The 26,768-nt window shown below is 66.6% G+C and carries 24 protein-coding genes; 10 read left to right on the top strand and 14 right to left on the bottom strand.

From position 1 onward, the window contains the following. Positions 1-12: 12 nt before the first annotated feature. Positions 13-1,038: a cell division protein ZapE gene (gene zapE, locus FOS14_RS16690; protein ID WP_143771945.1), complete on the bottom strand. Its 1,026-nt coding sequence runs from the start codon at positions 1,036-1,038 to the stop codon at positions 13-15. A 36-nt stretch (positions 1,039-1,074) separates the two neighbouring features. On the opposite strand from zapE, the gene FOS14_RS16695 reads away from it, so the two are divergent. The 4 genes from FOS14_RS16695 to msrB are packed head-to-tail and all read left to right on the top strand — an operon-like array spanning position 1,075 to position 5,216. After that, positions 1,075-1,842 carry a pyrimidine reductase family protein gene (locus FOS14_RS16695; protein WP_185981809.1) on the top strand — a complete coding sequence of 256 codons (768 nt, stop codon included), beginning with the start codon at positions 1,075-1,077 and terminating at the stop codon, positions 1,840-1,842. A 19-nt stretch (positions 1,843-1,861) separates the two neighbouring features. Continuing rightward, on the top strand, positions 1,862-3,469 hold the full coding sequence (locus FOS14_RS16700) for an alpha/beta hydrolase (protein WP_143771946.1): 1,608 nt from the start codon (positions 1,862-1,864) through the stop codon (positions 3,467-3,469). Continuing rightward, the gene (locus FOS14_RS16705; RefSeq protein ID WP_143771947.1) at positions 3,457-4,800 is read left to right on the top strand and encodes a glycosyltransferase family 87 protein; all 1,344 of its coding nucleotides are present in this window, start codon (positions 3,457-3,459) and stop codon (positions 4,798-4,800) included. Before FOS14_RS16700 ends, FOS14_RS16705 begins: the two co-directional genes overlap by 13 nt. After that, positions 4,797-5,216, top strand: a complete 420-nt coding sequence (msrB, locus tag FOS14_RS16710) for a peptide-methionine (R)-S-oxide reductase MsrB (protein ID WP_143771948.1) — start codon at positions 4,797-4,799, stop codon at positions 5,214-5,216. The genes FOS14_RS16705 and msrB overlap by 4 nt, the downstream gene beginning before the upstream one ends. Positions 5,217-5,311: 95 nt before the next feature. Here msrB and hemQ read toward each other — a convergent pair whose 3' ends face one another. From hemQ to hemE, 3 genes are read right to left on the bottom strand one after another with little or no spacing between them, the layout of a single operon-like run. Then, the gene (gene hemQ, locus FOS14_RS16715; RefSeq protein WP_143771949.1) at positions 5,312-6,007 is read right to left on the bottom strand and encodes a hydrogen peroxide-dependent heme synthase; all 696 of its coding nucleotides are present in this window, start codon (positions 6,005-6,007) and stop codon (positions 5,312-5,314) included. A 24-nt stretch (positions 6,008-6,031) separates the two neighbouring features. Beyond that, complete coding sequence (locus FOS14_RS25285; protein WP_143771950.1) at positions 6,032-7,378, bottom strand: protoporphyrinogen oxidase; 1,347 nt, start codon at positions 7,376-7,378, stop codon at positions 6,032-6,034. Next, positions 7,375-8,439, bottom strand: a complete 1,065-nt coding sequence (gene hemE, locus FOS14_RS25290) for a uroporphyrinogen decarboxylase (protein WP_143772059.1) — start codon at positions 8,437-8,439, stop codon at positions 7,375-7,377. Before hemE ends, FOS14_RS25285 begins: the two co-directional genes overlap by 4 nt. Positions 8,440-8,523: 84 nt before the next feature. Between hemE and FOS14_RS16730 the strand changes: the two genes are divergently transcribed. Together FOS14_RS16730 and FOS14_RS16735 are read left to right on the top strand one after the other, a co-directional pair. Then, a complete protein-coding gene (locus FOS14_RS16730; RefSeq protein WP_143771951.1) occupies positions 8,524-9,294 on the top strand; it encodes a thioesterase family protein in 771 nt (256 codons plus the stop codon). 133 nt (positions 9,295-9,427) lie between these two features. Then, positions 9,428-9,988, top strand: coding sequence for a DUF3000 domain-containing protein (locus FOS14_RS16735; protein WP_370512247.1), 561 nt, complete (start codon positions 9,428-9,430; stop codon positions 9,986-9,988). Here the strand turns inward: FOS14_RS16735 and FOS14_RS16740 are convergent. After that, positions 9,960-11,189, bottom strand: coding sequence for an alpha/beta hydrolase (locus tag FOS14_RS16740; protein WP_143771953.1), 1,230 nt, complete (start codon positions 11,187-11,189; stop codon positions 9,960-9,962). The two genes, FOS14_RS16735 and FOS14_RS16740, sit on opposite strands and share 29 nt — an antisense overlap. Before the next feature lie 85 nt (positions 11,190-11,274). On the opposite strand from FOS14_RS16740, the gene FOS14_RS16745 reads away from it, so the two are divergent. Then, positions 11,275-12,693, top strand: coding sequence for a wax ester/triacylglycerol synthase family O-acyltransferase (locus FOS14_RS16745; RefSeq protein ID WP_143771954.1), 1,419 nt, complete (start codon positions 11,275-11,277; stop codon positions 12,691-12,693). Between the two features lie 49 nt (positions 12,694-12,742). Next, positions 12,743-13,993 carry a ribonuclease D gene (locus FOS14_RS16750; protein WP_143771955.1) on the top strand — a complete coding sequence of 417 codons (1,251 nt, stop codon included), beginning with the start codon at positions 12,743-12,745 and terminating at the stop codon, positions 13,991-13,993. Here the strand turns inward: FOS14_RS16750 and FOS14_RS16755 are convergent. The 7 genes from FOS14_RS16755 to FOS14_RS16785 all read right to left on the bottom strand — a co-directional run bounded on the left by FOS14_RS16755 (position 13,978) and on the right by FOS14_RS16785 (position 24,007). Then, positions 13,978-16,380 (bottom strand): excinuclease ABC subunit UvrA, encoded by a 2,403-nt coding sequence (locus FOS14_RS16755; protein ID WP_143771956.1) that lies wholly within the window; start codon positions 16,378-16,380, stop codon positions 13,978-13,980. The two genes, FOS14_RS16750 and FOS14_RS16755, sit on opposite strands and share 16 nt — an antisense overlap. Positions 16,381-16,452: 72 nt before the next feature. Then, entirely contained in the window at positions 16,453-16,863 is a 411-nt protein-coding gene (locus tag FOS14_RS16760; RefSeq protein WP_143771957.1) for a VOC family protein, read from the bottom strand. Positions 16,864-16,868: 5 nt separating this feature from the next. Further along, complete coding sequence (locus FOS14_RS16765; RefSeq protein ID WP_143771958.1) at positions 16,869-17,366, bottom strand: helix-turn-helix transcriptional regulator; 498 nt, start codon at positions 17,364-17,366, stop codon at positions 16,869-16,871. A 50-nt stretch (positions 17,367-17,416) separates the two neighbouring features. Further along, positions 17,417-19,333: a 1-deoxy-D-xylulose-5-phosphate synthase gene (dxs, locus tag FOS14_RS16770; protein WP_143771959.1), complete on the bottom strand. Its 1,917-nt coding sequence runs from the start codon at positions 19,331-19,333 to the stop codon at positions 17,417-17,419. Positions 19,334-19,498: 165 nt separating this feature from the next. Further along, the gene (locus FOS14_RS16775) at positions 19,499-20,596 is read right to left on the bottom strand and encodes an alpha/beta fold hydrolase (protein ID WP_143771960.1); all 1,098 of its coding nucleotides are present in this window, start codon (positions 20,594-20,596) and stop codon (positions 19,499-19,501) included. A 196-nt stretch (positions 20,597-20,792) separates the two neighbouring features. Next, positions 20,793-22,016 (bottom strand): class I SAM-dependent RNA methyltransferase, encoded by a 1,224-nt coding sequence (locus FOS14_RS16780; RefSeq protein WP_143771961.1) that lies wholly within the window; start codon positions 22,014-22,016, stop codon positions 20,793-20,795. Then, positions 22,013-24,007 (bottom strand): APC family permease, encoded by a 1,995-nt coding sequence (locus FOS14_RS16785; RefSeq protein WP_143771962.1) that lies wholly within the window; start codon positions 24,005-24,007, stop codon positions 22,013-22,015. Before FOS14_RS16785 ends, FOS14_RS16780 begins: the two co-directional genes overlap by 4 nt. Before the next feature lie 219 nt (positions 24,008-24,226). Here FOS14_RS16785 and FOS14_RS16790 point away from each other — a divergent pair, with 219 nt between their 5' ends. Then, positions 24,227-24,892, top strand: a complete 666-nt coding sequence (locus FOS14_RS16790) for a TrkA family potassium uptake protein (protein ID WP_143771963.1) — start codon at positions 24,227-24,229, stop codon at positions 24,890-24,892. 42 nt (positions 24,893-24,934) lie between these two features. Next, positions 24,935-25,591 (top strand): TrkA family potassium uptake protein, encoded by a 657-nt coding sequence (locus FOS14_RS16795; RefSeq protein ID WP_143771964.1) that lies wholly within the window; start codon positions 24,935-24,937, stop codon positions 25,589-25,591. Here FOS14_RS16795 and FOS14_RS16800 read toward each other — a convergent pair whose 3' ends face one another. Both FOS14_RS16800 and FOS14_RS16805 read right to left on the bottom strand, forming a co-directional pair. Then, positions 25,592-26,266 (bottom strand): DUF3159 domain-containing protein, encoded by a 675-nt coding sequence (locus FOS14_RS16800; RefSeq protein WP_143771965.1) that lies wholly within the window; start codon positions 26,264-26,266, stop codon positions 25,592-25,594. Between the two features lie 39 nt (positions 26,267-26,305). Next, entirely contained in the window at positions 26,306-26,686 is a 381-nt protein-coding gene (locus FOS14_RS16805; protein WP_143771966.1) for an OB-fold nucleic acid binding domain-containing protein, read from the bottom strand. Positions 26,687-26,768: the final 82 nt, after the last annotated feature.

A 26,768-nucleotide genomic window follows, 5' to 3' on the forward strand; every position in this document is an offset into this window, starting at 1 on the left:
CGAGACTCGCCGCTAGCGCGTCGGCAGCTCGAAGCGTGATAGCGCCAACAATCGCGACGTCGCGCGCAAATACTTCTTGCGGTAACCGCCGTCGAGCATCTCCTGCGGGAAGACTTCGTCGAGCTTGGCGCCGGACACGGTCACCGGGATGCTGGCGTCGTACAGCCGGTCTGCCAGCACGACGAACCGCAGCGCCACCGCCTGATCCTGCACCGGATGCAGGTGCTCGATGAACACCGCCCCCACACCGTCGAGCAGTTTGTTGTACCGCGACGGGTGCAGCGTGCTCAGGTGCTCGCACAACGCGTCGAAGTCGTCCAGCGTCGCGTGCGGGGTAGCTTCCGCACGCGCCTCGAGGTCGGCATCCGATGTCGGTTCGGGCGCGGGCGGCAGGTCGCGGTGGCGGTAGTCGGGACCGTCGACTCGCACGGTTTCGAAGACGGAGCCGAGTTTCTTGATTTCACGCAGAAAATCCTGAGCCGCGAACCGGCCCTCGCCGAGCTGGCCCGGCAGCGTGTTCGACGTCGCCGCGATCGACACGCCGCGACCGGAAAGCTCGGTGAGCAGCCGCGACACCAGCATCGTGTCGCCCGGATCGTCGAGTTCGAACTCGTCGATACACAGCACGCTGTTGCCGGCGAACTCCTCGACCGCGCGGTTGAATCCGAGCGCGCCGACCACGTGCGTAAGTTCAACGAACGTGCCGAACGACGCGCGTGCGCCGGAATCCCGGTTCGCCGCGTGATAGATCGAGGCCAGCAGGTGCGTCTTACCCACACCGAAGCCGCCGTCGAGGTAGAGGCCCGCCCCGGTGGCGGGGGCCTTCTTACCGAACAATCCGCGCTTGCCCGACCGCGGCTTGTGCAGGCCATCGGCAAACGCGCGCGCCTTCTGCACCGCCGCCGCCTGCGTCGGCTCGGCCGGATCGGGGATGTAGGAGTCGAAGCTGACCTCGTCGAACATCGGCGGCGGAACCATCTGGGCGATGAGTTGGTCGGCCGGAACGACCGGGCTGCGATCGACGAGGTGGGACACCATGAGCAAGAACTTAAACGATCTGCTCTTATGTGAGTTGTGCAGCGTCTCGAGAGTGCGACCTACCTCACACCATCAGGCAGCGACCTCTCCGACGAGCAGTTGCGCGATTTATACGCCTACCCAGGCGAGCTGACCGATGTGTGGCTTCGGGTCAACTTCATCTCCAGCATCGATGGTGCCGCCGATATCGATGGATTCTCCGGCGGGCTTGGCACCGATTCCGACCGGCAGGTGTTCGGCGTGCTGCGCGAACTCGCCGACGTCATCCTGGTGGGCGCCGGTACCGCCCGAATCGAGAACTACGGTGGCGCGCGCACAAACGAGCAGCGTCGCGAGCGTCGCCTGCAGGCCGGCCTGGCCGCCGTGCCACCGATCGCCGTCGTGACCGCGAGCGCGTCCATCGAGCCCACCGCACGACTGCTCACCGACACCACGGTTCCGCCCATCATCCTGACCACGAAGTCCGCGCCACCCGACCGTAAGGAGCAATTGCGCGACGCTGGGGCGAAAGTGCTCGAGATCGCGCCCCACCACATCGACAGCGCGGCGCTGCTCGATTCGCTGCGCGACCTCGGGCTGCTGCGCGTGCTGTGCGAGGGCGGTCCAGGTTTGTTCGGCCAGTTGGCCGCCGACGACCGGGTCGATGACCTGTGCCTCACCTTTGCGCCGGTGCTCACGGCCGGGACCAGCCGCCGGATTGCGGTGTCCACCAACAGTGTTCGTCAACCTATGACACGTGCGCACGTGCTCTCCGCCGACGACGGGACCTTGCTCACCCGGTGGGTGCGCAACGATTCCCGTTGAACCTGGCACGCTGGTGTCCATGCGTATGAATCGCGCCACGCTGCGCGCTGTGGTTGGGGCCGCCGTAGTAGCCCTTGCCTGCGCGGCATGCGGCGCGGGCCCCTCGAACCGACCGGGCGTCGCCGTCGAACAGCACACCTCGGGAACCGGGGGCAGCGGAGACACCAACTCTGCACCGCCACCGAAGGCGGCCGAACTGCCCGTCCCCAAGTCCGACCTCACCTGGCGCAACTGCACCGAACCGACGCTCAAACTGCTGAGCCTGGGACCCGCGCCGCAAGGGCTCACCTTGGACTGCGCCGAGTACACCGCACCGATTGACGCGTCGGGGGCGATATACGGCACCTTCACCGTCGGGCTGGTCCGTGCCCGGTTCCCGCAGACACCTACCAACGTCGCGCCCCTGATTCTGACCTCGGGCTCGGACCGCCCGTCCTCGGCGACACTCGCCGGCCTGGCCTCCGGCCCGGTCGGTGCGTTGCTGACCTCGCGGCCGATCGTGGCGATCGACCGGCGCGGCATCGGCAATTCCACACCCATCGACTGCCTCAAACCGCCGGTGCGCAGCGCACTCGACGACAACGCGCAGTTCGGCTACACGCCCAGCGACCCGACGCAGACCACCAGCGACGGCAGCGACCCGGTCAATGCGATGGCAAACGTCAGCGAAACCGCGACGACGGCGTGCAAGGACTTCCTGCAGCCCCAAGAACTTGCCTTCGACGCCGGTCACGCCGCCGACGACATCGAACAACTGCGGCTGAACTGGCAGGTGGACACCATTGGAATCATCGGCACGGGCAACGGCGCCACCGTCGCGCTCGACTACGCCGCCAAACACCCCGGGCACGTGGGTCGGCTGATCCTCGACTCGCCGGAGACTCTCAACGCGGACGTCACCGCGATGACCGAGAGCCAGGTCACCGGCGCCGAGGCCGCGCTGAGCGCCTTCGCCACCCGATGCATCGGTGTGCATTGCTCGCTCGGATCCGATCCGCGGGCCGCAGTGGCCGACGTGGTGCGCCGGGCCGGCTCGGGCGACCTCGGGTCACTGTCGGCGAACGCGGTGCTCACCGCCATTTCCGGATTCCTCGGCTCGCCGCGCGCCGATCAGGCGAACCGCATCTCCGAGCTTGCCGACGCACTCAGCGCCGCCCAGAACGGCGACGTCGGCGCACTCAGCACGATCGTCACCCGCGAGCAGGCGTTCACCGCCAGCGACGGCGAGTTCGTCGCGCGCTGCACCGACGCCCACCAACGGCCGACACCGGACAAAGTGCGCGAGCTCGAACAGACCTGGGACAAGCGCTACCCCGTCTTCGGCAAGCAGGCCGCCATCGCCATGATGGCCTGTACCGCGTGGCCGGTCGTCGGCGCCGGCCCACCGCCAAAGCAGTTGAAGCTGCCCGTCCTGGTGCTCAACGGCACCGCCGACCCGGTGGTCGGCAACGCCGGGCTCAGTTCGGTGACCGGCGCGATCGGCGCGGCCGGCGGCAACGCCTCGGTGATCACCTGGCAGGGTTGGGGACATCCGGTCCTCGCCCACTCCGGCTGCGCCCAACAGGCAATAGTCGGCTACGTCAAGACCGCGGAGCTGCCCGCGAACGGGATGGCATGCCCGGCATAAGCAAGGACCGGTGTACCGTGCCCGGAGTGTTAGGACATCTCGAACCGCGCACCGCGCGCACGACCAGCGACGTGATCAAGTTCGCGTTGTGGCCGATTGCGATCATGACCGTGCTGCATCGAGTGGTCATCAAGGCCGTCAACGGGTACATCACCGATGACTTCACGCCGGTCTACAAGGCCTCCCTCGCCTTCCTGAACCACCGGGCCGTGTACGGGGAAAACCTCTCATTCGTCGACCCCCACTACTTGTATCCACCGAGCGCGACGCTGCTGTTTTCGCCGCTGGCAATTCTCGACCCGGAAAAGGCGCGCTGGCTGTTCATCGTGATCAACGCCATCGCGATCCTCATCGCGTGGTACCTGCTGCTGCGCATGTTCGGCCGGAGTCTGTCATCGATCGCCGCGCCGGTTCTGCTGCTGGGCATGTTCATGTCCGAGACGGTGACCAACACGCTCGTGTTCACCAATATCAACGGCTGCGTGCTGCTCGGCGAGGTCGTCTTTTTGATGCTGCTGCTCCGCCGGCGCGATCTGTGGGCCGGAGCTGCGATCGGACTGACCCTTGCGGTCAAGCCCATCCTGTGGCCCTTGCTGTTACTGCCGATCGTGCGCAAACAGTGGAAGGTATTCCCGACCACCATCGCCGTGCCGCTCGTGCTCAACGCGATCGCCTGGCCGCTGTCGGTCGATCCGATGGGGTTTGTGCACAAGACGTTGCCGTACCTGTCGCAATCACGCGACTACTTCAACAGTGCGATCGTCGGAAACGGTGACTACTACGGGCTGCCACCGGCGCTGGTCTGGATCATTCGCATCACCTTCGGCGTCATGGTGCTGATCTCACTGTGGCTGCTGTGGCGCTACTACCGCGACGACGAGTTGTTCTACGTAGCCACCACCTCGGGAGTGCTGCTCGCCGCGACGTTCCTGCTCGGATCGCTGGGCCAGATGTACTACTCGATGATGCTGTTCCCCATGCTGATGACGGTCGTGCTGCGCAACTCGGTGTTGCGCAACTGGCCGGCGTGGCTGGCCGTGTACGGCTTCATGTCCTACGACAGTTGGCTGTCCACCCGGTTCCCCGAGGCCGGCCGGCTCGCCGACTACATGAAGACCACCTTCGGCTGGAGCCTGCTGCTGTTGGTGGTGTTCGCGGTCCTCGCCGACCGCTACCTCGCCGCACGACGCGAGGGACGACTCGCGGCCGGTATCGACCCAGAATTTGTGCTTGCTGCACGGCCCCGCGCCGAGGAGGACTCACGTCCCACTGCGGTCAAAAATTCTCGGCCCCCCGCCGGGGAACAGAATCGTATTAGCGTGGAAACATGAGTCGTTCCGAATCCGCGCCACGCGTTCAGCTGACCGACGACGAATGGCGAGTACGCCTGTCACCCGAGGAGTTCAAGGTGCTACGCCTCGCGGGCACCGAGCGTCCCTTCACCGGCGAGTACACCGACGAGAAAACCCCCGGCATCTACACCTGCCGTGCCTGCGGGGCCGAACTGTTTCGCAGTACCGAGAAGTTCGAATCGCATTGCGGTTGGCCGTCGTTCTTCGATCCGGCGGAGTCCGATGCCGTGGTCCTGCGCGAAGACCGCTCACTCGGCATGCGCCGTGTCGAGGTGCTCTGCGCGAACTGCCACAGCCACCTGGGGCATGTCTTCGAAGGTGAGGGCTACGACACCCCGACGGACAAGCGGTACTGCATCAACTCGATCTCACTGCGGCTGCAGCCGGAGGCGTAGAGGTTCGGCGCCACCAACAGGTGGTTATCGGACGAAACGTCGAGTGGGGGTGTCGAAAGCCACCCGTTCGTGAGGCTATAGAGCCGTCGCTGCCCTTACGGCAGCGCGGTGATGAGCTTTTCGACGTCCACCCGCGGCCCCGTGAAGAACGGAATCTCCTTGCGCACGTGCAGCCGCGCCTCGGTGTTGCGGAGGTCTCGCATCAAGTCGACGATGCGGTGCAGTTCCGGGGCCTCGAAGGCCAGGATCCACTCGTAGTCGCCGAGCGCGAAGGCGGGCACCGTGTTCGCCCGCACGTCGGGATAGTCGCGCGCCTGCTTGCCGTGGTCGGCCAGCATCTTGCGCCGGTCGGCCTCCGGCAGCAGATACCAGTCGTAGGAGCGCACAAACGGGTACACGCAGACGTAGTTGCCGGGCTCCTCCCCCGCCAAGAACGCCGGGATATGGCTCTTGTTGAACTCCGCCGGGCGGTGCACGGCCGCGTTGCTCCAGACGGGCGTGCTAGCCCGACCGAGCGCGGTCGTCCGGCGGAAATCGGCGTATGCATTCTGCAGTTGCTCGATCTGCTCCGCGTGCGTCCACAGCATGAAGTCGGCGTCGGCGCGCAGGCCGGACACGTCGTAGATGCCGCGCAGGACGACGCCACGCTCCTCGAGGCCCTCAAAGAAGATCCGGGCCTCCTTGATCGCCGCCTCCCGGTCTTCCCCCAGTGCGCCGGGCTGGACCTGAAACGCCGAGAACATCAGGTACCGAATCGAGGAGTTGAGCGCGTTGAAGTCGAGGCGAGCCATGCCTCCATGGTGCCACTCGCCGAGTCAGCGACTGTCAGCGAGGCGTCGAGCGGCGGCATCGGCCGCCGCAATGCATGCCGGCACGCCCACCCCGCGCAGATACGACCCGGCCACTTCGAGCCCGTCCAGATCTGCGACATCGGACTCGATGGTCTGCACCAGATCGAGATGGCCCGGACCGTACTGCGGCAGACCGGCCGGCCAGCGCTGGACGTAGGCGGCAACAGGCTCGGCATGGACGTCGGCCACCTCGCCGAGGTCCGCACACGCCGCGCCGATCAGGTCTGCGTCGGTGCTGCGCAGTGCCGTGTCGTCGCCGAACCGGCCGAACGACGCGCGAACCAACGTTGTCCCCCGTCCGGCGAGATGCGGCCATTTCCGCGAGGAGAAGGTGAACGCCTTGGCCCGCAACGACTCTCCGGTGGCGACCAGAATGCCCGAATATTCGGGTAACTCCGCATCGGCACTGAAGGCGAGCGCAACGAGCGCGGAACCTGCGGCCGGAATCGCGGCCGCTGCCGCTGCGGCGCGTGGTGCCGAAACGGCAAGCAGCCGTGCCGTTTCCGCTGCGGGCACGGCGAGAATCACGGCATCGAAGTCGCCGATCGGCCCGACGCTCCAGCGATCGCCCTGCCGGGCGATGGTCGTAGCGGCGACACCGACGCGAGCGTCGAGGCGAGCGTGCCGAGTGAGCGCGTCGAGCAGCACCCGATAGCCGCCGCGGATTCCCCCGAACACCGGACCCGCCTGGGGCGGTGGCAACGCTGCACCCACTGCGGCAGTGAGACTTTCGGCCCCCGAATCGAGCGCCGCCGCGAGCGTCGGCAACCCAGCGCGGATGCCAATTCCGTCGGCGGAACCGGCGTAGACCCCGCCGAGCAGTGGGTCGACGCTACGGCGCACCACCTGTTCACCGAATCGTTCGGCCACCAGGGCGCCGATCGCCCTGTCGGTGCCGGGTTTCCAGTGCAGCGGGCGGTCTTGTTCTCGCGCGATGGTGTCGAGGGTGGCTCGATCCACGAGCCCGGCCATCGAATCCGCTGACGACGGAATACCCATCAGCGTCTGCGCCGGCATCGGGTGCAGCGCCGAGCCCGCCCAGATTCGCGGGCGCAAGCCGGACGGGTGCACGAGCTGATCTGCCAAACCGAGTTCGGCAAGTAGTTTCGGGACCTCGGGCCGTCGCCCGACAAACGCTTCCGCGCCCACGTCGAACGGCTCGCCGGCGAGCGAAACTGTGTGCAGCTGGCCGCCGGTCCGCGCCTCCCGCTCGATCAGGGTGATGCTCGCCCCCGGGCCGAGCAGCTCGCGCAGTCGGTAGGCCGCCGTCAACCCCGAAATTCCGCCCCCGACAACGGCAAAGCGGTTCACAGTGAGTGCACCAACTCCACGACCGCGGTGAGCAGCCCTGGGTCGGTCTCGGGCAGCACGCCGTGACCGAGATTGAAGATGTGGCCGCTCGAGCCCAGTTGCAGGGCGCGATCCGCTTCGTTCAGCACGCGGCGCACCTCGCCGTCGATCGAGGTCCAGTCCGCGAAGAGCACGGCCGGATCCAGGTTGCCCTGCAACGCCTTTCCAGGACCGACCCGGCGCGCGGCCTCGTCGAGCGGCACTCGCCAGTCGACTCCCACGACGTCTGCGCCGACCCGGCCCATGGCGCCGAGCAATTCGCCGGTGCCGACGCCGAAATGGATGCGGGGTACTCCCGCATCGGTGAGCGCCCCAAAAACCCGCTCGGTGTGCGGCAACACAAAGGACTCGTACTGGGCCAGCGACAGCGCGCCCGCCCACGAGTCGAACAGTTGCACCGCGTCGACGCCGGCGTCGAGTTGGGCCCGCAGGAACGTGATGGTGATGTCGGTCAATGCGCGCAACAGGCTGTGCCAGGTATCGGGCTCGCTGAGCATGAGCGCCTTGGTGCGCTCGTGATTGCGGCTCGGACCGCCCTCGACCAGGTACGAGGCGAGGGTGAAGGGCGCACCGGCGAAGCCGATCAGCGGCGTCGCGCCGAGTTCGTTGATCAGTAGTTCCACCGCCGCCGCGACTGGACCGACGGCGGCCGAGTCGAGGCGCGGCAGCGCAGCTACGTCCGAGGCGCTGCGGACGGGCTCGGCCACGACCGGACCGACCCCGGCCACGATGTCGAGATCGATGCCCGCGGCCTTCAGCGGAACCACGATGTCGGAGAACAGAATCGCCGCGTCGACGCCGTGGCGGCGGACCGGTTGCAGGGTGATCTCGCACACCAGCTCCGGAGTGAAACATGACTCCAGCATCCCGGTGCCCGCGCGAATCTCCCGGTATTCCGGCAACGAGCGACCGGCCTGGCGCATGAACCACACGGGCCGCTGCGTGGGGGCCCGACCGGTCGCGGCGGCGAGGAGGGGTGCGTCGGGCAGGGCTCGGCGCGTCTGTTTCTGGTCGCTGATCATCGTTGCCATGTTCTCACGGTTGCGCGCGAGCCTGGGCGGTCGCTTAGCGTTGTCAGCAGTCACCGGACAGACGGGAGAACCCACGTGGCTTACTTCGACCGGGTCGGCGCCCGGGCCTACCGCCCGACCCAGCACGTCAGCGGCGGCTGGGATCCCAACGAGCAGCACATCGCGCCGGCGCTGGGACTGCTCGCCCACCTGGTCGAGGCTGACCGCGATGCTCGTCGCAGCGACGGATTGGTGATCGCCCGCTTGTCCTACGACATCCTGGGAACGGTGCCGATGGACACTGTCGAGACATCGGTGGCCGTCACCCGACCCGGACGGACCATCGAACTGGTCGAAGCGACCCTCGCGCACGGCGGACGGGAGGCCGTCCGACTGCGCGCGTGGCTGATGCAACCAGGTGACACCGCCGACTTGGCGGGCACCGCCTACCCTGCCATCGCACCGCCGACCGCCCTGCCCCCATGGGATCCGACGACGGTCTGGCCTGGGGGCTTCATCGCATCCGCGCAGGTGCGGCGCGAGTTACTCGAGCCGGGCCGGGCCAGATACTGGGTCCGCACAGACGTACCGCTCGTCCGCGACGAGGCGGTCAGCGAACTCTCCCGGGCGGTCGGCCTGTTCGATATTGCCAACGGCATGGCCGTGCGCGCGGACCCGGAAAAGGTCGCCTACCCCAACATCGACCTCACCGCGCACCTGTTCACCGAACCGGCCGGTGAGTGGGTCGGCTTCGATACGACAGTCACATTCGGTCCCGGCGGCCGGGGACTGACCAGCAGCGTCATTCACGACGAGCGCGGACCCGTGGGGACCGTTTCGCAGATCCTCACCATCCGCCCGAAATAGCGGCAGCGGCGCGCCTCCGTTGCGCATTACACCGTCAGGTCTAGCCTCGAAGTTTGTGATCCCGCACGACGAGCGCGATGGCGCCGCGGCCGCGCCCCGCGAGAGCACATCCGGGCCCGGCAGCCAACCCGCGGTGTTTCGCGCTGCGATCGATGCGATGCACAGCGCCACGGTGCATCCCGATATCGAGCTCGGCCCGATCCGGCCGCCACAGCGGCTCGCGCCCTACTCGTATGCACTCGGCGCCGAGGTCAAGCACCCCGAATCCGAGGTCGTGGCCGAGCAGTCCGACGGTGACGCGTTCGGTCGCCTGATTCTGCTGTACGACCCGAACGGCGACGAGGCCTGGAACGGCACGCTACGCCTGGTGGCCTACATCCAGGCCGACCTCGAGGCGGCCCTGGCTGGCGACCCGCTGCTGCCCGAGGTGGCATGGAGTTGGCTGGTGGACGCGTTGGAGTCGCGCTCGGAACCGCTCAACGCGCTGGGCGGGACGGTGACGGCGACAAGCTCGGTGCGATACGGCGACATCGTCGGCCCGCCGCACGCCTATCAGCTCGAGTTGCGGGCGTCGTGGACGGCTACCTCCCCCGAACTCGCGCCGCACGTCGAGGCCTTTGCCGAGGTGCTCGCCTACGCCGCCGGTTTGCCGCCCGCGGGCGTCACTAACCTAGGGCAGCGCGCGGGACACTAGCGTCGCGCAGCGCCCACTCCAAAAAGCTCGCCACCCCGCGCAGCACGTACACGCTGCGGATCGACGGGAACACGTCGAACGCGTGCTGGGCACCGCGTAACTCCGCGTACGCCACCGGGTTCCGCGACTCGGCGCGCAACTTGTCGACGAATGCCCGGGCCTCGGCGACGGGTACGAGCGCGTCGCTGCTGCCGTGGATGACAAAGAACGGCGGCGCATCCGCGCGCACGTGCGCATACGGGGACGCCGCCCGGTAGTCCTCCGGGAACTTTGCGTCTTTGCCTAACACCATCTTCATGAGGTGCGAGCGGACTCGCAGCTTGACTGCCCGGATGTCCGTGTCACCGGCGAAGTCGTAGACGCCGTAGTGCGGAACGCAGGCCTGCACGCTGGTGTCGGCATTCTCGAACCCGAGTTGCAGATCGTCGCGGTTAGGGGTCAGCGCGGCCATGGCCGCCAGGTGCCCACCCGCCGAGCCACCGGTCACCGCGAGGAATTCCGGCGAGGCGCCGTATTCGGCGGCGTGCTCGCGCAGCCACGCGATGGCCTGCTTCACGGCGATCAGATGCGCGGGCCAGGTCGCCTTCGGCGACAAGGGATAGTTGATGGCCGCGCACAGCCAGCCCCGGGCAGCCATCTCGAGCATGAGCGGCACCGCCTGGTGATCCTTGTTGGCGGTGACCCAGGCGCCGCCGTGCAGTTGCAGCAGAATCGGCGAATCGTGCGGCAGGTCGCGGCGGTGGTAAATGTCCATCAGGAACCGGCGACCACCGGGTGCATACGGCACGTTTCGCACCTTGACCACGTCGCGGTTGCGCATCCGGAACGGGTACGCCAGTGACAGCCACGGCAGGGCCGGGTCGACATCGGTTTCGCGGTAATCGGGGCCGAGCGCCGAACGCAGCGCGGAATCGACTTCGGCGGAGGCACCGCGGCCGGACTGGATGACGGCACCGAGCGCGGTGACCGACAGGCCGGCCGCGGCGAGGCCGACCGCATCACGACGGCCGTGGACGCCGTGGCGCAGGGTGTGCGTCGTCGCGTCGGCCGCGGTGGCGAGCAGCAGATGCGGAGCGAGTTCGCTGGTCAGCCAGCCGGCGAAGAACGTCGGCACCGAGGCCGGCATGCCAGGGACTGGTCGCAGCGCGTTGGCGCTGAGCGCAAGCATCACCGCTTGCCGTCGCAGGAACCCGTCGCTCACGCTTCACCATCCTCTCGTAACGTTTCTACCACGCTGTATTCGGGAGAACTGGACGAAATATTAGAACACGTTCTAGTATTGCGGCATGGAGCGACTCAGCGGTTTGGACGCCAGCTTTCTCTACCTCGAGACTTCGACGCAGCTGCTGCACGTTTGCGGACTGGTCGTGATCGACCCGTCCACCATGCCGAACGGATACAGCTTCGAGGCGCTGAAAACAGAGCTTGCCACCCGCGTGCGCTTGATGCCGGGGTTCCGGCGAAAGATCCAGGATTCGAAATTCAATCTCGACCACCCGGTGTGGGTCGACGATCCCGACTTCGATGTGGACCGGCACTGTCACCGGGTCGCCGTTCCCGCCCCCGGTGGGGCCGCGGAACTTTCCGAACTCTGCGGACACATCGCCAGCCAGCCGCTCGACCGCGCCCGGCCACTGTGGGAGATGTGGGTCATCGAGGGTCTCGACGACGGCCGCATCGCCGTCATGTCCAAAATGCACCACGCGGGCGTCGACGGCGTCACCGGCGCGAACATGATGTCGCAACTGTGCAGCATCGAGCCCGACGCCGCGCCGCCCGACCCGTCGGTCGCGCCGAACAAGCACTCGGGTTCGGCCAACACGGTAGAGATGGCCATCAGCGGGATGCTCGGCTTTGCCAGCCGGCCGTTCAAGATCGCGGCCATGGTGCCCAAAACGGTTCCGCTGGTACCTGATTGGATCACCCGTGCCCGGCGCGGTCAGTCGATGCCCGCGCCGTTCACCGCACCCCGGGTGTCGTTCAACGGAACCATCACCGGTCACCGCAACGTCGCCTACGTGCAACTCGACCTGAACACGGTCAAGGACGTCAAGAATGCCTTCGGCGTCAAGGTCAACGACGTGGTGCTGACCCTGGTCGCCGGCGCGCTGCGCGCCTACCTCGAAGACCGCGGCGAGTTGCCCGAAAACTCTTTGGTGGCAATGGTTCCCGTTTCCGTGCATGCAAAATCCGACCGACCGGGCACCAACAAGGTGTCCGGCATGTTCAGCCAGCTCCACACCGACATCGACGATCCCGCCGAACGCCTACGCTCGATCGCCGATGCCAACGCGGTATCGAAAGTGCACAACGAAGCCCTCGGCGCCACGCTGTTGCAGGACTGGGCACAGTTCGCCGGACCCGCAACCTTCGGCGCGGCCATGCGGGTGTACGCGAAACTGCGCCTGGCCGAACGGCATCCGGTAATCCACAACCTGGTCGTCTCCAATGTGCCGGGGCCGCCGATGCCGCTCTATTTCCTGGGCGGCCGAGTTACCGCGATGTACCCGCTGGGACCGGTGTTCCACGGCGCAGGGTTGACCATCACCGTCATGTCGTTGGAGGACCAACTCAACGTCGGATTGATCGCCTGCACCGAGTTGGTGCCCAATCTGTGGTCGCTCGCCGATGCCTTCCCCGAGGCGCTGGAGGAGTTGGTCAAGGCAGCTGCCGAGCACAACGCCGAGGAGACCGTCGCCGACTGACCCACCCGCAGGTGTTTCGGCGGTGCTGCGTGCCCGTATTGTCCTCGCTATGTCGGATGTGCGCGCAGCGTCGGTCGAAGGCGACGCCGTGCCGCTGCTCGCGCCGACGGATGGTGTGCCGCCAGTGGTGCAGACCGCTGCGGACCTACGGACCGCGGCCGAACGACTCGCCCAGGGCGAGGGTCCCCTCGCCGTCGACGCCGAGCGCGCGTCAGGCTTCCGCTACTCGCAGCGCGCCTATCTGATTCAGCTGCGTCGCCGGGGTTCGGGGACCGTGCTCATCGATCCGATTCCGGTGACCGACGACATGGCGATTCTGGGCGCGGTCCTCAACCCGCTGGAATGGGTGCTGCACTCCGCCGATCAGGACTTGCCCTGCCTTGCCGAACTCGGACTGCGCCCTGCGGCACTGTTCGACACCGAACTCGCCGGACGCCTCGCCGGATTCGAGCGAGTCGGCCTCGCGCCGATCGTCGAACGCACGCTTGGGCTTTCGCTGCAGAAGGGTCATGGCGCCGCTGATTGGTCGCGGCGGCCGCTGCCCGCCGAGTGGTTGAACTACGCCGCGCTCGACGTCGAAGTCCTGCTGGAGTTGCGCGAGGCAATGGTCACCGAGCTGACCAAGCAGAACAAAATCGACTGGGCTACCCAGGAATTCGAACATGTGCGGACCGCCGGGCCGTCGGCGCCCAAACCCGACCGCTGGCGGCGAGTCTCACATATTCATACGTTGAAGCAGCCACGCCAACTGGCCGCAGCGCGCGAATTGTGGCTTGCCCGAGACGAAGTTGCGAGCACTCGCGACATCGCGCCCAGTCGGGTGCTGCCCGACTCCGCAATCGTCGCGGCAGCCGCCGCGGACCCGAAATCCATTGATCAGCTGCGCCAACTGCCCGTATTCGGCGGCCCACGCCAGCGGCGGTCCTCGTCCATGTGGCTCGCGGCGCTGCGACGTGCCCGGACCCTGCCCGAGAGCGAGCTCCCGCCGCTGAGTCAGCCGCACACCGGTCCCCCGCCGACCAATCGTTGGTCCCGGCGCAATCCCGCAGCGGCGCAACGCCTCGATGCCGCCCGGGCGGTGATGGCGGAGCTGAGCGAATCGCTGGAAATTCCCGTCGAAAACCTGCTCACCCCCGACCTGTTGCGCCGCCTGTGCTGGGAAGGGGTTGCCACCGAATCCGACGCCGCAGAACAGATCGACGCCTTTCTCGCCGCTGGCCGCGCGCGTCGGTGGCAGCGCGAACTCGTGGTGCCGCGGTTGGCAGTGGCGTTCGAGACGACCGATCAGCCGCCCACGTAGGCCGCGAGGTGCTCGCCGGTAAGTGTTGCGGGGGTGGTTACCAGATCTCGCGGCGTCCCTTCGAACACGATCCGGCCGCCGTCGTGACCGGCGCCGGGGCCAAGGTCGATGATCCAGTCGGCGTGCGCCATCACCGCCTGATGGTGCTCGATGACGATCACCGACTTGCCTGAGTCGACGAGCGAGTCGAGCAGGGCGAGCAACTGCTCGACGTCGGCGAGGTGCAGGCCGGTGGTCGGTTCGTCGAGGACGTAGACCGAACCCTTTTCGCCCATGTGGGTGGCCAGCTTGAGCCGCTGGCGCTCGCCGCCGGACAGCGTGGTGAGCGGTTGGCCGAGCGTGAGATACCCGAGCCCGACATCGGACAGTCGAACTAGGATCTTGTGCGCCGCTGGCGTTTTCGCCTCGCCCGTATCGAAGAACTTCGTCGCCTCCGCCACCGGCATCGCGAGTACCTCGGCGATGTTCTTGCCGCCGAAGGTGTATTCGAGCACGGCCGCGCCGAATCGCTTACCCTCACACTCCTCGCAGGTCGATTCGACGGTGGCCATGGGGCCCAGATCCGTGTAGATGACCCCGGCGCCATTGCAGGCCGGGCACGCGCCCTCCGAATTGGCGCTGAACAATGCCGGCTTCACGCCGTTGGCCTTTGCGAACGCCTTGCGGATCGGGTCCAGCAGGCCCGTGTACGTGGCCGGGTTGCTGCGCCGCGAGCCGCGGATAGCGCCCTGGTCGATCACCACGACGCCGTCGAGGTCAGCCACCGACCCCTGAATGAGCGAGCTCTTTCCGGATCCGGCGACGCCGGTCAGGACGCACAAGACGCCAAGCGGGATGTCCACGTCCACGTTCTGCAGGTTGTGCATCGAGGCGCCGCGGATCTCCAACGCACCCGAAGCCGACCGCACCGACTCCTTGAGCTTCGCTCGGTCGTCGAGGTGACGGCCGGTGATGGTGTCGCTGGCCCGCAGCCCCTCGACCGTGCCCTCGAAGCACACGGTGCCACCGCCAGTCCCGGCGCCCGGTCCGAGATCGACGACGTGGTCGGCAATCGCGATGGTCTCCGGCTTGTGCTCGACCACGAGTACGGTGTTGCCCTTGTCGCGCAACTGCAGCAGCAACTCGTTCATCCGCGCAATGTCGTGCGGGTGCAGGCCGATCGTGGGTTCGTCGAAGACGTAAGTCACGTCCGTGAGCGAGGATCCCAGGTGACGAATCATCTTGGTACGCTGCGCTTCTCCCCCGGACAGCGTGCCCGATGGTCGGTCCAGCGATAAGTAGCCCAGTCCGATCTCGACGAACGAGTCGAACAAGTGCTGCAGGCCCTTCAGCAACGGCGCGACTGTGGGCTCGTCGAGCTGACGAACCCACTGCGCCAGGTCGCTGATCTGCATCGAGCACAGGTCGGCGATGTTGCGCCCCTTGATCTTCGACGACCGGGCCAGTGCGGTGAGTCGGGTGCCGTCACACTCCGGGCAGATGGTGAACGTGACCGCCCGCTCGACGAAAGCCCGTATGTGCGGCTGCAGTGCGTCGACGTCCTTGGACAGCATCGACTTCTGAATCCTGGGGACGAGGCCCTCGTAGGTCAGGTTGATGCCGTCAACCTTGATTCTGGTGGGCTCCTTGTACAGCAGATCGTTGAGTTCGCGTTTGGTGAACTTCTTGATGGGCTTGTCCGCGCTGAAGAAGCCGCAGCCGTTGAAGATTCGGCCGAACCAGCCGTCCATGCTGTAACCCGGGATGGTGAGCGCGCCCTCGTTGAGCGACTTGCTGTCGTCGTAGAGCTGACTCAGGTCGATGTCGTTGACCGAGCCGCGGCCTTCGCAGCGCGGACACATTCCGCCGGTGATGCTGAAGCTGCGACGCTCCTTCACCGTCTTACCCGCCTTCTCCACGCTGACCGCACCGGCTCCGCTGATCGACGCGACATTGAACGAGAACGCCTGCGGCGACCCGATGTGCGGCTTGCCGAGCCGGCTGAACAGAATCCGCAGCATCGCATTGGCGTCGGTGGCCGTGCCGACGGTGGAGCGCGGGTCCGAACCCATCCGCTCTTGGTTGACGATGATCGCGGTGGTGAGCCCGTCCAGGAAGTCGACTTCCGGACGGGCCAACGTCGGCATGAAGCCTTGCACGAAGGTGCTGTAGGTCTCGTTGATCAGTCGCTGCGACTCCGCGGCGATGGTGTCGAACACCAGCGAGCTCTTGCCCGATCCGGAGACGCCCGTGAACACGGTGAGCCGTCGCTTCGGGATCTCGATGCTGACGTCTTTGAGGTTGTTCACCCGCGCGCCGTGCACCCGGATCAGATCATGGCTATCGGCGACGTGCACGTCCCCGGCTCTGTCTGCCCGGCGTCCCCTGGTTTGCAAACCCGTGCTCATGTGACCCCAGCTCCACTTGGGACGCCGACCGCTCTAGCGATCGGCGTCACGTTGACGTTCTCTGTCGTTAACTCAGCGCAGTTCCTGGATGCGGAGCAGATTGCCGGCCGGGTCGCGGAAGGCGCAGTCCCGAATACCGTATGGCTGGTCGGTCGGCTCCTGAACCACCTCGGCGTCGCTGGCTTGTAGCCGCTCGAACGTGCCGTCGAGGTCCTTGGTAGCCAAGTTGATGCTGGCGAAGGTGCCCTTGGCCATCATCTCGGCGATGGTGCGGCGCTCATCGTCGGTGAGGCCGGGGGTGGCCGCCGGCGGGTACAGCACGATCGAGGTGCCCGGCTGGTCCGGCGGACCGACGGTGATCCAGTGCATTCCCTTGTAGCCGACGTCGTTGCGGACCTCGAAGCCGAGGGTGTCGCGGTAGAAGGCCAGCGATGCGTCGCGGTCGTCGTGCGGAAGCATTGTCGAGTAGATGGTGATGTCCATGGACGTCACGTTAGTTGCGGCTCACTGGGGCGCGCTTCTCGATTCCTGACCGGTCTGGTGACCTGTTTCGCCACGCATGGCGGCATTCCTTGGGTATCGGTCGCGCGCTGCGTTGTCGCCGTGCCGCTGCGGTCTGCGTACTGCGTTATCGCGGCAGCCTCGCGCTTGTACGTGCTCGGCGGCACGCCGACCAGTTCGGTGAATCGCGTGCTGAACGTCCCCAGCGAGGAGCAGCCGACCGCAAAACAAATCTCGGTGACGCTCAGGTCGCCACGGCGAAGCAGCGCCATCGCGCGCTCGATCCGCCGAGTCATCAGGTACGCGTACGGCGACTCCCCATAGGCCTGCCGGAATTCGCGGCTGAGGTGCCCGGCCGACATATGCGCGTCGCGGGCAAGCGCCTCGACGTCCAGCGGTTGCGCATAATCACGATCGATCCGGTCGCGGACGCGGCGCAGCCGCTCGAGATCGCGCAAGCGCTGGGCTGCTGCGGGACTGGTCACCCTCGCGATCGTGCCACGTGCGGCAGGACTTTGCCACGACCCGGCGTCCGCTACTCCGTTTCGGCCGCCCGCGCCAACGTTTGCGCTTCTGGGTCCAGCCCGGCCACCCAGCCGGTCACGCGCAACGCGACATCCTGCGCGGTCAGCCCGACATCGCGCAGGACTTCGTTGCGCGAGCCGTGTTCGAGGAACTGTTGCGGCACACCGAGATCCCGAGATGGCACGTCGACGCCAGCAGCACGCAACGCCGCCGACACGGTAGAGCCGACGCCGCCGTGCACGCCGCTGTCCTCCACGGTGACCACGAGCCGGAAGTCTTGCGCCATTTTGACCAGTGACTCCGAAACGGGCAGCACCCAGCGCGGATCGACAACTGCCGCCGCGATCCCCTGCTGCTCGAGCCGCTCGGCCGCCTCCAGCGCCAGCCTCGCGAACGGGCCCACCGCGACCAGCAGCACATCCTTGGCGTCGGTTGCGGGAATTCGCAGCACGTCGATGCCGTCGATGCGGTCGACCGCATCGATATCGGTGCCTACTGCACCTTTCGGGAACCGCAGCGCCGTCGGGCCGTCACCTACAGCCAACGCTTCGGCAAGTTCCTCGCGCAGCCGTGCCGCGTCACGAGGTGCCGCCACCCGCATACCCGGAACGATGCCCAGCAGCGACAGGTCCCACATGCCGTTGTGACTCGGCCCGTCGTTTCCGGTAATCCCCGACCGGTCCAGGACCAGCGTCACCGGCTGCTTCAGGAGCGCCACGTCCATGAGCAGCTGATCGAACGCCCGGTTGAGGAACGTCGAGTACACGGCTACCACCGGATGCATTCCGCCGAGCGCCAGCCCGGCCGCCGAGGCGACCGCGTGCTGCTCGGCGATGCCCACATCGAACATGCGATCGGGGAACCGTTGACCGAACGCCGCCAACCCGGTCGGGCCCGGCATAGCGGCGGTGATGGCCACGATGTCGTCGCGATGGTTCGCGTGCTCTATCAGCTCCGCCGAGAACACCGCGGTCCAGTCGGTGGGCGCAACCGTCTTGGCCTTCCCGGTCACCGGGTCGATCGGCGAACAGGAGTGCATCTGGTCGGCCTGATGGTCTTCGGCAGGTTGATACCCCATGCCCTTGCGGGTCACCGCGTGGACCAGCACCGGGCCGCCGAACGCCTTGGCCCGTCGCAGCGCCATTTCGACGGCATGGACGTCGTGGCCGTCTACCGGACCGAGGTATTTGATGCCCAGGTCGGAGAACATCGCCTGCGGGCTCATCGCATCCTTGAGGCCCGCCTTGATGCCGTGCAGCACCGAGTACGTCGAGCGTCCGACTCCTGGGATGCGCTTGATGACGTGCTTGCCCGCGGCCAGGATGCGCTCGTACTCCGGCTGCAACCGCAGCGCGGCCAGGTGCTCGGCGAGGCCGCCGATGGTCGGCGCGTACGAGCGGCCGTTGTCGTTCACCACGATCACCAGCGGACGGTCCTTGCCCGCGGCGATGTTGTTCAGCGCCTCCCAGCACATACCGCCCGTCAACGCGCCGTCACCGACGACCGCGACGACATGCCGGTGCTGATCGGTCAGCGCGAAGGCTTTGGCCAGGCCGTCGGCATAGGACAGCGCCGCAGACGCGTGTGACGACTCGACGACGTCGTGCTCGCTCTCGGCCCGGCTCGGATATCCAGACAGCCCGCCCTGCTTGCGCAGATTGTCGAACTTGTCTTTACGGCCGGTCAGAATCTTGTGCACATACGCCTGGTGACCGGTGTCGAAAACTATCGGATCATGCGGCGACTCGAACACCCGGTGCAGCGCAATGGTCAACTCCACCACGCCCAGGTTCGGACCCAGATGCCCTCCGGTGACGGCCACTTTCTGGACCAGAAACTCGCGTATTTCCGTTGCCAGCTCGGTGATTTCGACCTCCGAGAGGCCGTGCAGGTCGGCCGGCGAATTTATCCGGGAAAGCACAGTCACCGAAATTGCTCCTCCCGATCGTCAACCCTGCCGATGCCTATCGGCGTCTACCGACGGCGGTCTGCATTCCAGTGTACGAAGCAAACCCGACTGCCCATGAGTGCCCGCGGCAACCGCTTCCCTCATTATGCCGTCGATGCGACCGCGCGCACAGAAACCTTTTGGCTAACGAACGGTCACCGCATCGTGCTCGCCCAGTTCAGCGAAGAATCGGTCGATGTGAGCCCAGGTCGTCGCCCGGGCGTGGGGCCCCGTCAACACGCCGAGGTGGCTGCCGGGTTCGGTTTCGAACCGCACCGAGGGCGCACCGGTGAGGACTTCCACCAGGTGGCGGGCGGCGGGAACCGAGGTGATCGCGTCCCCGGTGCCCGCGATGGCCAGCACCGGAACGCCGACCCGGGCGAACTCGATACGGCGCTCGCCGAGGCGCAGTCCCCCTTCGGCCAGGTCATTTCGCAGCATGATTCGACCCCACAGCTGACCGTAGAACCGTCCCGGATAACCCGGCATCGCGCCCATGAAACGGTCGATGGACTCCATCCGCGCCAGCGTCTCGGTCTCCAGCAGGTTGCGGGCAATGAACCAGGGCTTTTTGATTTCCCGATCCAGCGCGGTGAAGCGGAAGCTGGCCTGCACTATCGGCGAGGGAATGCCGCCGGCCAGTCTGTTGAAGGTCGTGACGAGTCGGCCACCGGTGAGCTTGGCGGTCATGCGCAGCGGTTGTAGCGAGGGTAGGTGCGCATATTCGATCGGCGTGGCGACCGTCGCGATGGAACGAATGGGCAGATCCTCGTGCGCCGCGGCGGTGAGCAGGCTGAGGGTTCCACCGAGGCACCACGCCACGACATCGACCTCGCCGTTGTCGTCGGAAACCCGTTGGATAGCGGTCGGCAAAATGTCATCGATCCAGGTCTCGAAAGACAAGTTGCGATCTGCGTAGCCGATCGTTCCGTAGTCGATGACGTAGGGCGTGCGGCCGGTGTCGAGCAGGAATTCGGCAAGGCTCTGACCGGGACGCAGATCGAAGCACGTCGCCGGCGCCGCCAACGGTGGCACCAGCAACACCGGCCTACCGCGCCGGTCGCCGTCGCGCCCGAACCGCCGCAACTGTCGATGCGGTTCGTCGAACAACAGCGTCGACGGCGTCGGAACATGGCGCTCGATGCCCTCGCCGAAAGACAACGCCCATGCGTTGCGGGCCGCGGTGTCCACGGCGGCGGCCCATTCGCGCGCCGCGCCGTCGAGCGCGCCGATAATCCCCATGGGTCCGATCCTCCGGTTCGTCGAACAAAGTCGTCGGATTCTCGCATACCGAGTACCGGCGGTACCACTTACTGCGGGCTGTACGGTGACGCGGACGCGGTGCCCGCTACTTTGCGTCGGCGTGCGGCCCGGGACCCCTGCTTCCGTTGCGGACGGGCAAAGTCGCGGGGGCGACGCCGTTGAGCAGGCGCGGAGTTCAGCGCACCAGGAGACCGATCGCTTCCATGTGATGGGTCAGCGGGAACGCGTCGAACGCCGTGACGGACTCCAACCGGTATCCGGCTGCGCGGTACAGACCGACATCCCTGGCGAACGACGCTGGATCGCAACCGATATGAATGATTCGCGCCGGCTCGCGCGCGGTTATGGCTTCGACCACGGCGCGACCCGCACCTGCGCGCGGTGGATCCAGCACGACTACCCGGGGCGCATGCCGCAACTCGGCCAGCACCCGTTCCACCCGGCCGGATCGAAATTTCACCTGGGGCAGATCCGCGAGCGCGCGTTGACCGTCGTGGACGGCGGCGGCCACCGACTCCACTGCCACCACAGCGCCGCTTTCGCCCACCTGGTCGGCGAGCTGCGCCGCGAAAACCCCTACCCCGCTGTACAAGTCCCAGGCATGCTCGCCCGTTCGCAGTGCGGCCCAATCGGCGACCACCTCCGCGTAAGCCTGCGCCGCGCCGCGGTGAGCCTGCCAGAATCCGCCTGCCGAAATCTCGAACACCCGATCCCGGACGTGCTCGCGCGCCCGATCGGCACCATCGAGCAGTCGCTGCCGGCGAACGTCGCCACGCCCGCGCCCGCCGTGGCGTCGAGTTGCCGACAGCTCGACGATCTGGCGTTCGCCGGTGGCGTCCACAGCCAGTTGCAGTTGGGACCCGGGCCGCCAGCGTCGCCCCGCGATACCGTCCACCGTGCCCGGCACCGGTTGCGGACAGCTCAGCTCGCCGAGAATCTCTTCGCTTCGATACCGGTGCACGCCGGCCCGGCCGTCGGCGTCGACGGCCAATCGGACCCGAGTGCGCCACCGGGTGCCGTCGGCAGACCCCGGCAATGCGCGCAGTTCGACTGGCATGTCGAGGCCCGCCAACCGTTGCAACTGCTCGACCAGCACGGAAGCCTTGAACTCGCGTTGTGCGGCCACCGTGGCATGCGCGAGATCACAGCATCCCGCGCCGGCGGCAGCCGCTGGACAGACAGCGGGCACCCGATGCGGCGAGGGTTCGGCCACATCGACCACCTCGGCCCGGCAGAACCTCCCACGGTCTTCGGTGATTCGCACCTGTACCAGTTCACCGGGCAGGCCACCGCGAACGAACACGACCCGCCCGTCGTGGCGGGCGACGCAGTAGCCGCCGTGCGCGGGTTTGCCCAGTCGAACCTCGAGCAGACTCGTCTGCCGCTCTGGCAGTGTCATTTTCCGTTTTGAAAGCCGCGCCGAATGGCGCCGGGCGCGGTGGTGTCCCAGCCCTCGCGCTTGGCACGTTCCGACGACATCAGCTGCCAGGGCACACTCGTCACCATCACACCGGGCTCGAACAACAGCCGGCCCTTGAGTCGCAGCGCGCTCTGATTGTGCAACAACTGTTCCCACCAGTGGCCCACCACGTATTCGGGAATGAAGACGGTGACCACGTCACGCGGGGAGTCTTTGCGCACCCTTTTGACGTAGTCCAGCACTGGCTTGGTGATCTCTCGATACGGCGACTCGATCACCTTCAGCGGCACCGAGATGTCGGACTCTTCCCACTCCTTGACGAGCTCGCGGGTATCGGGCTCGTCGACGTTGACCGTGATGGCCTCGAGGGTGTCCGGACGCGTGGCCCGGGCGTAGGCGAGCGCCCGCATGGTGGGCATGTGCAGCTTGGACACCAGCACGATCGAATGGGTCCGGCTCGGCAACACCCCGTCCCACTCGTGCTCGTCGAGTTCGCGGGCGACGCCGTCGTAGTGGCGGCGGATGGCGCGCATGAGCATGAAGATCGCGGCCATGGTGACGATCGCGATCCACGCTCCGGCCAGGAACTTGGTAATCAGCACGATCGTCAGCACGGTCGCCGTCATGGTGAGGCCGATGGCGTTGATCACCCGCGACCGCATCATCCGAATGCGCAGCGACGGGTCCTTCTCCGTCTTCAGCAGCCGGGTCCAGTGCCGGATCATCCCGGTCTGGCTGAGCACGAAGGACACGAACACGCCGACGATATAGAGCTGAATGAGCTTGGTCACCTCGGCGCCGAACACCACAACGAAGGTGATCGCGGCGCCGGACAGGAACAGAATGCCGTTGCTGAAAGCCAACCGGTCACCGCGCGTGTGCAGTTGGCGTGGCAGGAAGCGGTTCTGCGCCAGCACTGACCCGAGCACGGGAAAACCGTTGAACGCCGTGTTGGCGGCCAGCACGAGGATCAGGGCGGTGACCACGGTGATGAAGACGAAGCCGACCGGGAACCCGCGGAAAATGGCGTCCGCAAGCTGGGCGATCAGCGTCTTTTGCTGATAGTTCGCGGGCGCGCCGATCAGCTGGTTGGCCGGATCCTCGGCGATGATCACGCCCAGCTTTTCCGACAGCATGATGATGCCCATCAGCAGCACCACAGCGATGGAACCGAGCATGAGCAGCGTCGTGGCGGCGTTGCGGGACTTCGGTTTACGGAAGGCGGGCACCCCATTGCTGATGGCCTCCACACCGGTCAGCGCCGCACATCCGGACGAGAAGGCCCGCGCTACCAGGAACACGAATGCGAAGCCGTACAGGCCCGAGTTCTCCGCCTTCAATTGGAAGTTCGCCGACTCCGCTTGCAGGTCGTCGCCGAGGATGAAAATCCGGAACGCGCCCCACGCCAGCATTCCGGCCATGCCGAAAATGAACGCGTAGGTAGGGATGGCGAAGGCGACCCCGGACTCCCTGATGCCGCGCAGATTCATGGCAGTGAGCAGGATGATCGCAGCCACCGCGAACAGCACCTTGTGGTCGGCCACGAACGGCACGGCCGAACCGATGTTGGACGCTGCCGAGGAGATCGATACCGCGACCGTCAGCACATAGTCGACCAGCAAGGCACTGCCGACGACCAGACCGGCCGTGGGTCCCAGGTTGACCGTCGCAACCTCGAAATCACCGCCGCCGGACGGATATGCGTGCACATTCTGGCGGTAGCTGGCCACCACGACCGCCATCACCAGGCACACCGCCACACCGATCCACGGTGTGTAGACGTAGGCGGAAACGCCGGACACCGAGAGGACCAGGAAGATTTCCTCCGGGGCATAAGCCACTGACGACATGGCGTCGGAAGCGAAAACCGGCAGCGCAATGCGCTTGGGGAGCAGGGTGTGGCCCAATCGGTCGCTGCGTTGCGGCCTCCCCACCAGCAGCCGCTTCGTCGCGGTCGTTAGCTTGGACACCCGGAAAGAGTAAGCCGTGCAGCTCCGAGCGCGCGGGGCGACCGTTGCTCCTCACCCCTGTGCGTGAATTTTCACCGCCCGCGGTGAAAATTCACGCACAGGATTTGGGCCAGACTTATGGGTCGTTCAACAAAGTGCACCGGATGGACGACGCACCGCGACGCTTCGGCGGTACGGTTCGACGGCAAGTATTGCGGGTGAGTCTTCAGTGAGGTCGACGTGTACGTAGTCATCATGGGGTGCGGTCGAGTGGGGTCATCACTCGCCACATCCCTGGTCAGGATCGGCCATGAGGTCGCGATCATCGATCGCGACCAGAGCGCCTTCCTGCGCCTCGGGCCGGACTTTCCCGGTACCACCGTGGTCGGCATGGGCTTCGACCGCGACGTGCTGGTGAAGGCAGGCATCGAGAGCGCGGACGCGTTCGCCGCGGTGTCCTCCGGGGACAACTCGAACATCATTTCCGCCCGCGTCGCGCGGGAGGTGTTCGGCGTCGAGCGGGTGGTCGCGCGCATCTATGATGCCAAGCGCGCCGCCGTCTACGAACGCCTCGGAATCCCCACCGTGCCGACTGTTCCCTGGACCACGGACCGGTTCCTGCAGCAGCTCATCTCCGACGGCGGCACCACCAAGTGGCGCGATCCGACCGGCGCAGTCGCCGTCGCCCAGTTGACTTTGCACGAGGACTGGATCGGTCACACCGTCACCGATCTCGAGCGCGCGACCAATTCGCGGGTAGCGTTCATGATCCGCTTCGGCGACGGTCTGTTGCCGGACCGGAAGACGGTGATCCAGGCAGAAGACACCGTGTACATCGCCGCGGTATCCGGCACCGTCGGCGAGGCGGTTGCGCTGGCCGGCAACCCGCCGCCCGCGGAGGACTGACGTGCACATCTCGACCCTTCGGACGGCATGGAGTAAGGACCAATGAAAGTCGCTGTAGCCGGAGCCGGCGCCGTGGGGCGCTCGATCGCCCGAGAACTGGTGCGGGGCGAGCACGAAGTCATGCTGCTCGAGCGCCAGATCGAGCACGTCGACCGCACCGCCATTCCGGAGGCGACGTGGGTGCATGCCGACGCCTGCGAACTCTCGTCACTGGAAAATGCACAGCTCGAGACCTGCGACGTGGTGATCGCGGCGACCGGCGACGACAAGGTCAACCTGGTGCTGAGCCTGCTGGCCAAGACCGAATTCGGCATTCGTCGCGTCGTGGCCCGCGTCAACGATCCGCGCAACGAGTGGCTCTTCGACCAGTCGTGGGGTGTCGATGTGGCCGTGTCGACTCCGCGCATTCTGGCCTCGCTGGTCGAGGAGGCGGTGTCGGTGGGCGACCTCGTCCGGCTGATGACGCTGCGTCAGGGGCAGGCCAACCTGGTGGAGATCACGCTGCCGCCCGACACCGCGCTGGCCGGCAAGGCCGTGCGCAAGCTGGAGTTACCCCGGGATGCCGCACTCGTGACGATCCTGCGCGGCGGACGGGTGATCGTTCCGCAGCCCGATGACCCGCTCGAAGGCGGCGACGAATTGCTTTTCGTGGCTGGTGCGGACGTCGAGGAAGAGCTGCGCACGGCAGTCGATCTCTGATTAGGCGGGCGCGTCCTCCTGGCGGGACGGCTGCTCGTCGTCGGCAACCTCATCGGACTCGTCGGGCTCGCGCGGCACGGCCGATTCGGCGCGGCGTACCGCCCACACGGTCACCAGGAGGGCCAGGGCGGCGAGCGGCCAGCCCATGACGATCCGGGCGAAGGCCAGCCACCCCGTGCGGTCGGTGTCGTAGAGCTGCGACTGCACCAGGTAGCGGGCCGCGAACACGAGCACCCAGGCCGCGGTGGCCAGGTCGTAGGCGAGCAACGCCTTGCGATAGCGCCGCCACGAGTTGCCGTCGCCGTTAAGCGTTCCCCAGATCACGCCGACCAGCGGCCAGCGCACGGCGATGGAGGCCACGAACACTGCCCCGTAGACCAGGCTTGTATAGATGCCGAACAGGAAATAGCCCTTGGCACTTCCGGTGCGGTAGGCGATGAACGCGCAGAGCGCGACCCCGAACAGCCCGGAAATCGCGGGCTGCACCGGGCCCCGGCGCACCAGCCGGAAGATCAGAATCGCCACCGCGACGCCCAGCGCGGACCAGATCGCGGCCGTCAGCCCCCACACGCCGTTGACCGGCACGAAAACCAGGATGGGCAGCGTCGAATACACGAGTCCGCTGACGCCGCCCAACTTGGCCAGCAGCGTTTCGGGCTGTTGATTACCGGTCACCTCAACGAGACTGCCACACCGGGCGCACAGCGCTTCTCGCTAAGAGGACTCGCGCAGTTCGTAGTACGGGTTGTAGATCACCTTGCCGCCGCCCTCGCGCTCGCCCACGCGGCCGCGGACCATGAGCGTTTTGCCCGGAGCGATCCCCGGGATCTTGCGGCGCCCGATCCACACGAGCGTCACCGAATCGGTGCCATCGAAGAACTCAGCTTCCATGGCGGCGCCTGCCGCCTTCGGACATGCCTCCACGCTGCGTAGCCGGCCGAGCATGGTGACTTCCTCGCCTCGGCAACACTCGGAAGCCCGCTTTGCCCCGGAGGCGGTCGCGGATTCGGCCATCTCCTCGGCATCGAGTCGCTCGACGTCCTCGGTTAGCTTTCGCGTCAGCCGACGGAAATAGCCTGTCGCTGCGGATGCCATCGTGTGCTCCTCAACATTGGGGGTCCCGCATGGGGTAACTCGTCGGCATACCGGGGCCTCTGACCGCCACTGTAGACCTATC

It is taken from the genome of Skermania sp. ID1734 (assembly GCF_007489285.1).
GTDB lineage: Bacteria > Actinomycetota > Actinomycetes > Mycobacteriales > Mycobacteriaceae > ID1734.

Excerpts from the sequence above, each read along its gene's own strand:
- zapE (WP_143771945.1), bottom strand. The coding sequence starts at position 1,038 with ATGGTGTCCCACCTCGTCGATCGCAGCCCGGTCGTTCCGGCCGACCAA.
- FOS14_RS16700 (WP_143771946.1), top strand. The coding sequence starts at position 1,862 with ATGCGTATGAATCGCGCCACGCTGCGCGCTGTGGTTGGGGCCGCCGTA.
- FOS14_RS16705 (WP_143771947.1), top strand. The coding sequence starts at position 3,457 with ATGCCCGGCATAAGCAAGGACCGGTGTACCGTGCCCGGAGTGTTAGGA.
- msrB (WP_143771948.1), top strand. The coding sequence starts at position 4,797 with ATGAGTCGTTCCGAATCCGCGCCACGCGTTCAGCTGACCGACGACGAA.
- hemQ (WP_143771949.1), bottom strand. The coding sequence starts at position 6,007 with ATGGCTCGCCTCGACTTCAACGCGCTCAACTCCTCGATTCGGTACCTG.
- hemE (WP_143772059.1), bottom strand. The coding sequence starts at position 8,439 with ATGATCAGCGACCAGAAACAGACGCGCCGAGCCCTGCCCGACGCACCC.
- FOS14_RS16745 (WP_143771954.1), top strand. The coding sequence starts at position 11,275 with ATGGAGCGACTCAGCGGTTTGGACGCCAGCTTTCTCTACCTCGAGACT.
- FOS14_RS16750 (WP_143771955.1), top strand. The coding sequence starts at position 12,743 with ATGTCGGATGTGCGCGCAGCGTCGGTCGAAGGCGACGCCGTGCCGCTG.
- FOS14_RS16755 (WP_143771956.1), bottom strand. The coding sequence starts at position 16,380 with ATGAGCACGGGTTTGCAAACCAGGGGACGCCGGGCAGACAGAGCCGGG.
- FOS14_RS16760 (WP_143771957.1), bottom strand. The coding sequence starts at position 16,863 with ATGGACATCACCATCTACTCGACAATGCTTCCGCACGACGACCGCGAC.
- FOS14_RS16775 (WP_143771960.1), bottom strand. The coding sequence starts at position 20,596 with ATGGGGATTATCGGCGCGCTCGACGGCGCGGCGCGCGAATGGGCCGCC.
- FOS14_RS16780 (WP_143771961.1), bottom strand. The coding sequence starts at position 22,016 with ATGACACTGCCAGAGCGGCAGACGAGTCTGCTCGAGGTTCGACTGGGC.
- FOS14_RS16795 (WP_143771964.1), top strand. The coding sequence starts at position 24,935 with ATGAAAGTCGCTGTAGCCGGAGCCGGCGCCGTGGGGCGCTCGATCGCC.
- FOS14_RS16805 (WP_143771966.1), bottom strand. The coding sequence starts at position 26,686 with ATGGCATCCGCAGCGACAGGCTATTTCCGTCGGCTGACGCGAAAGCTA.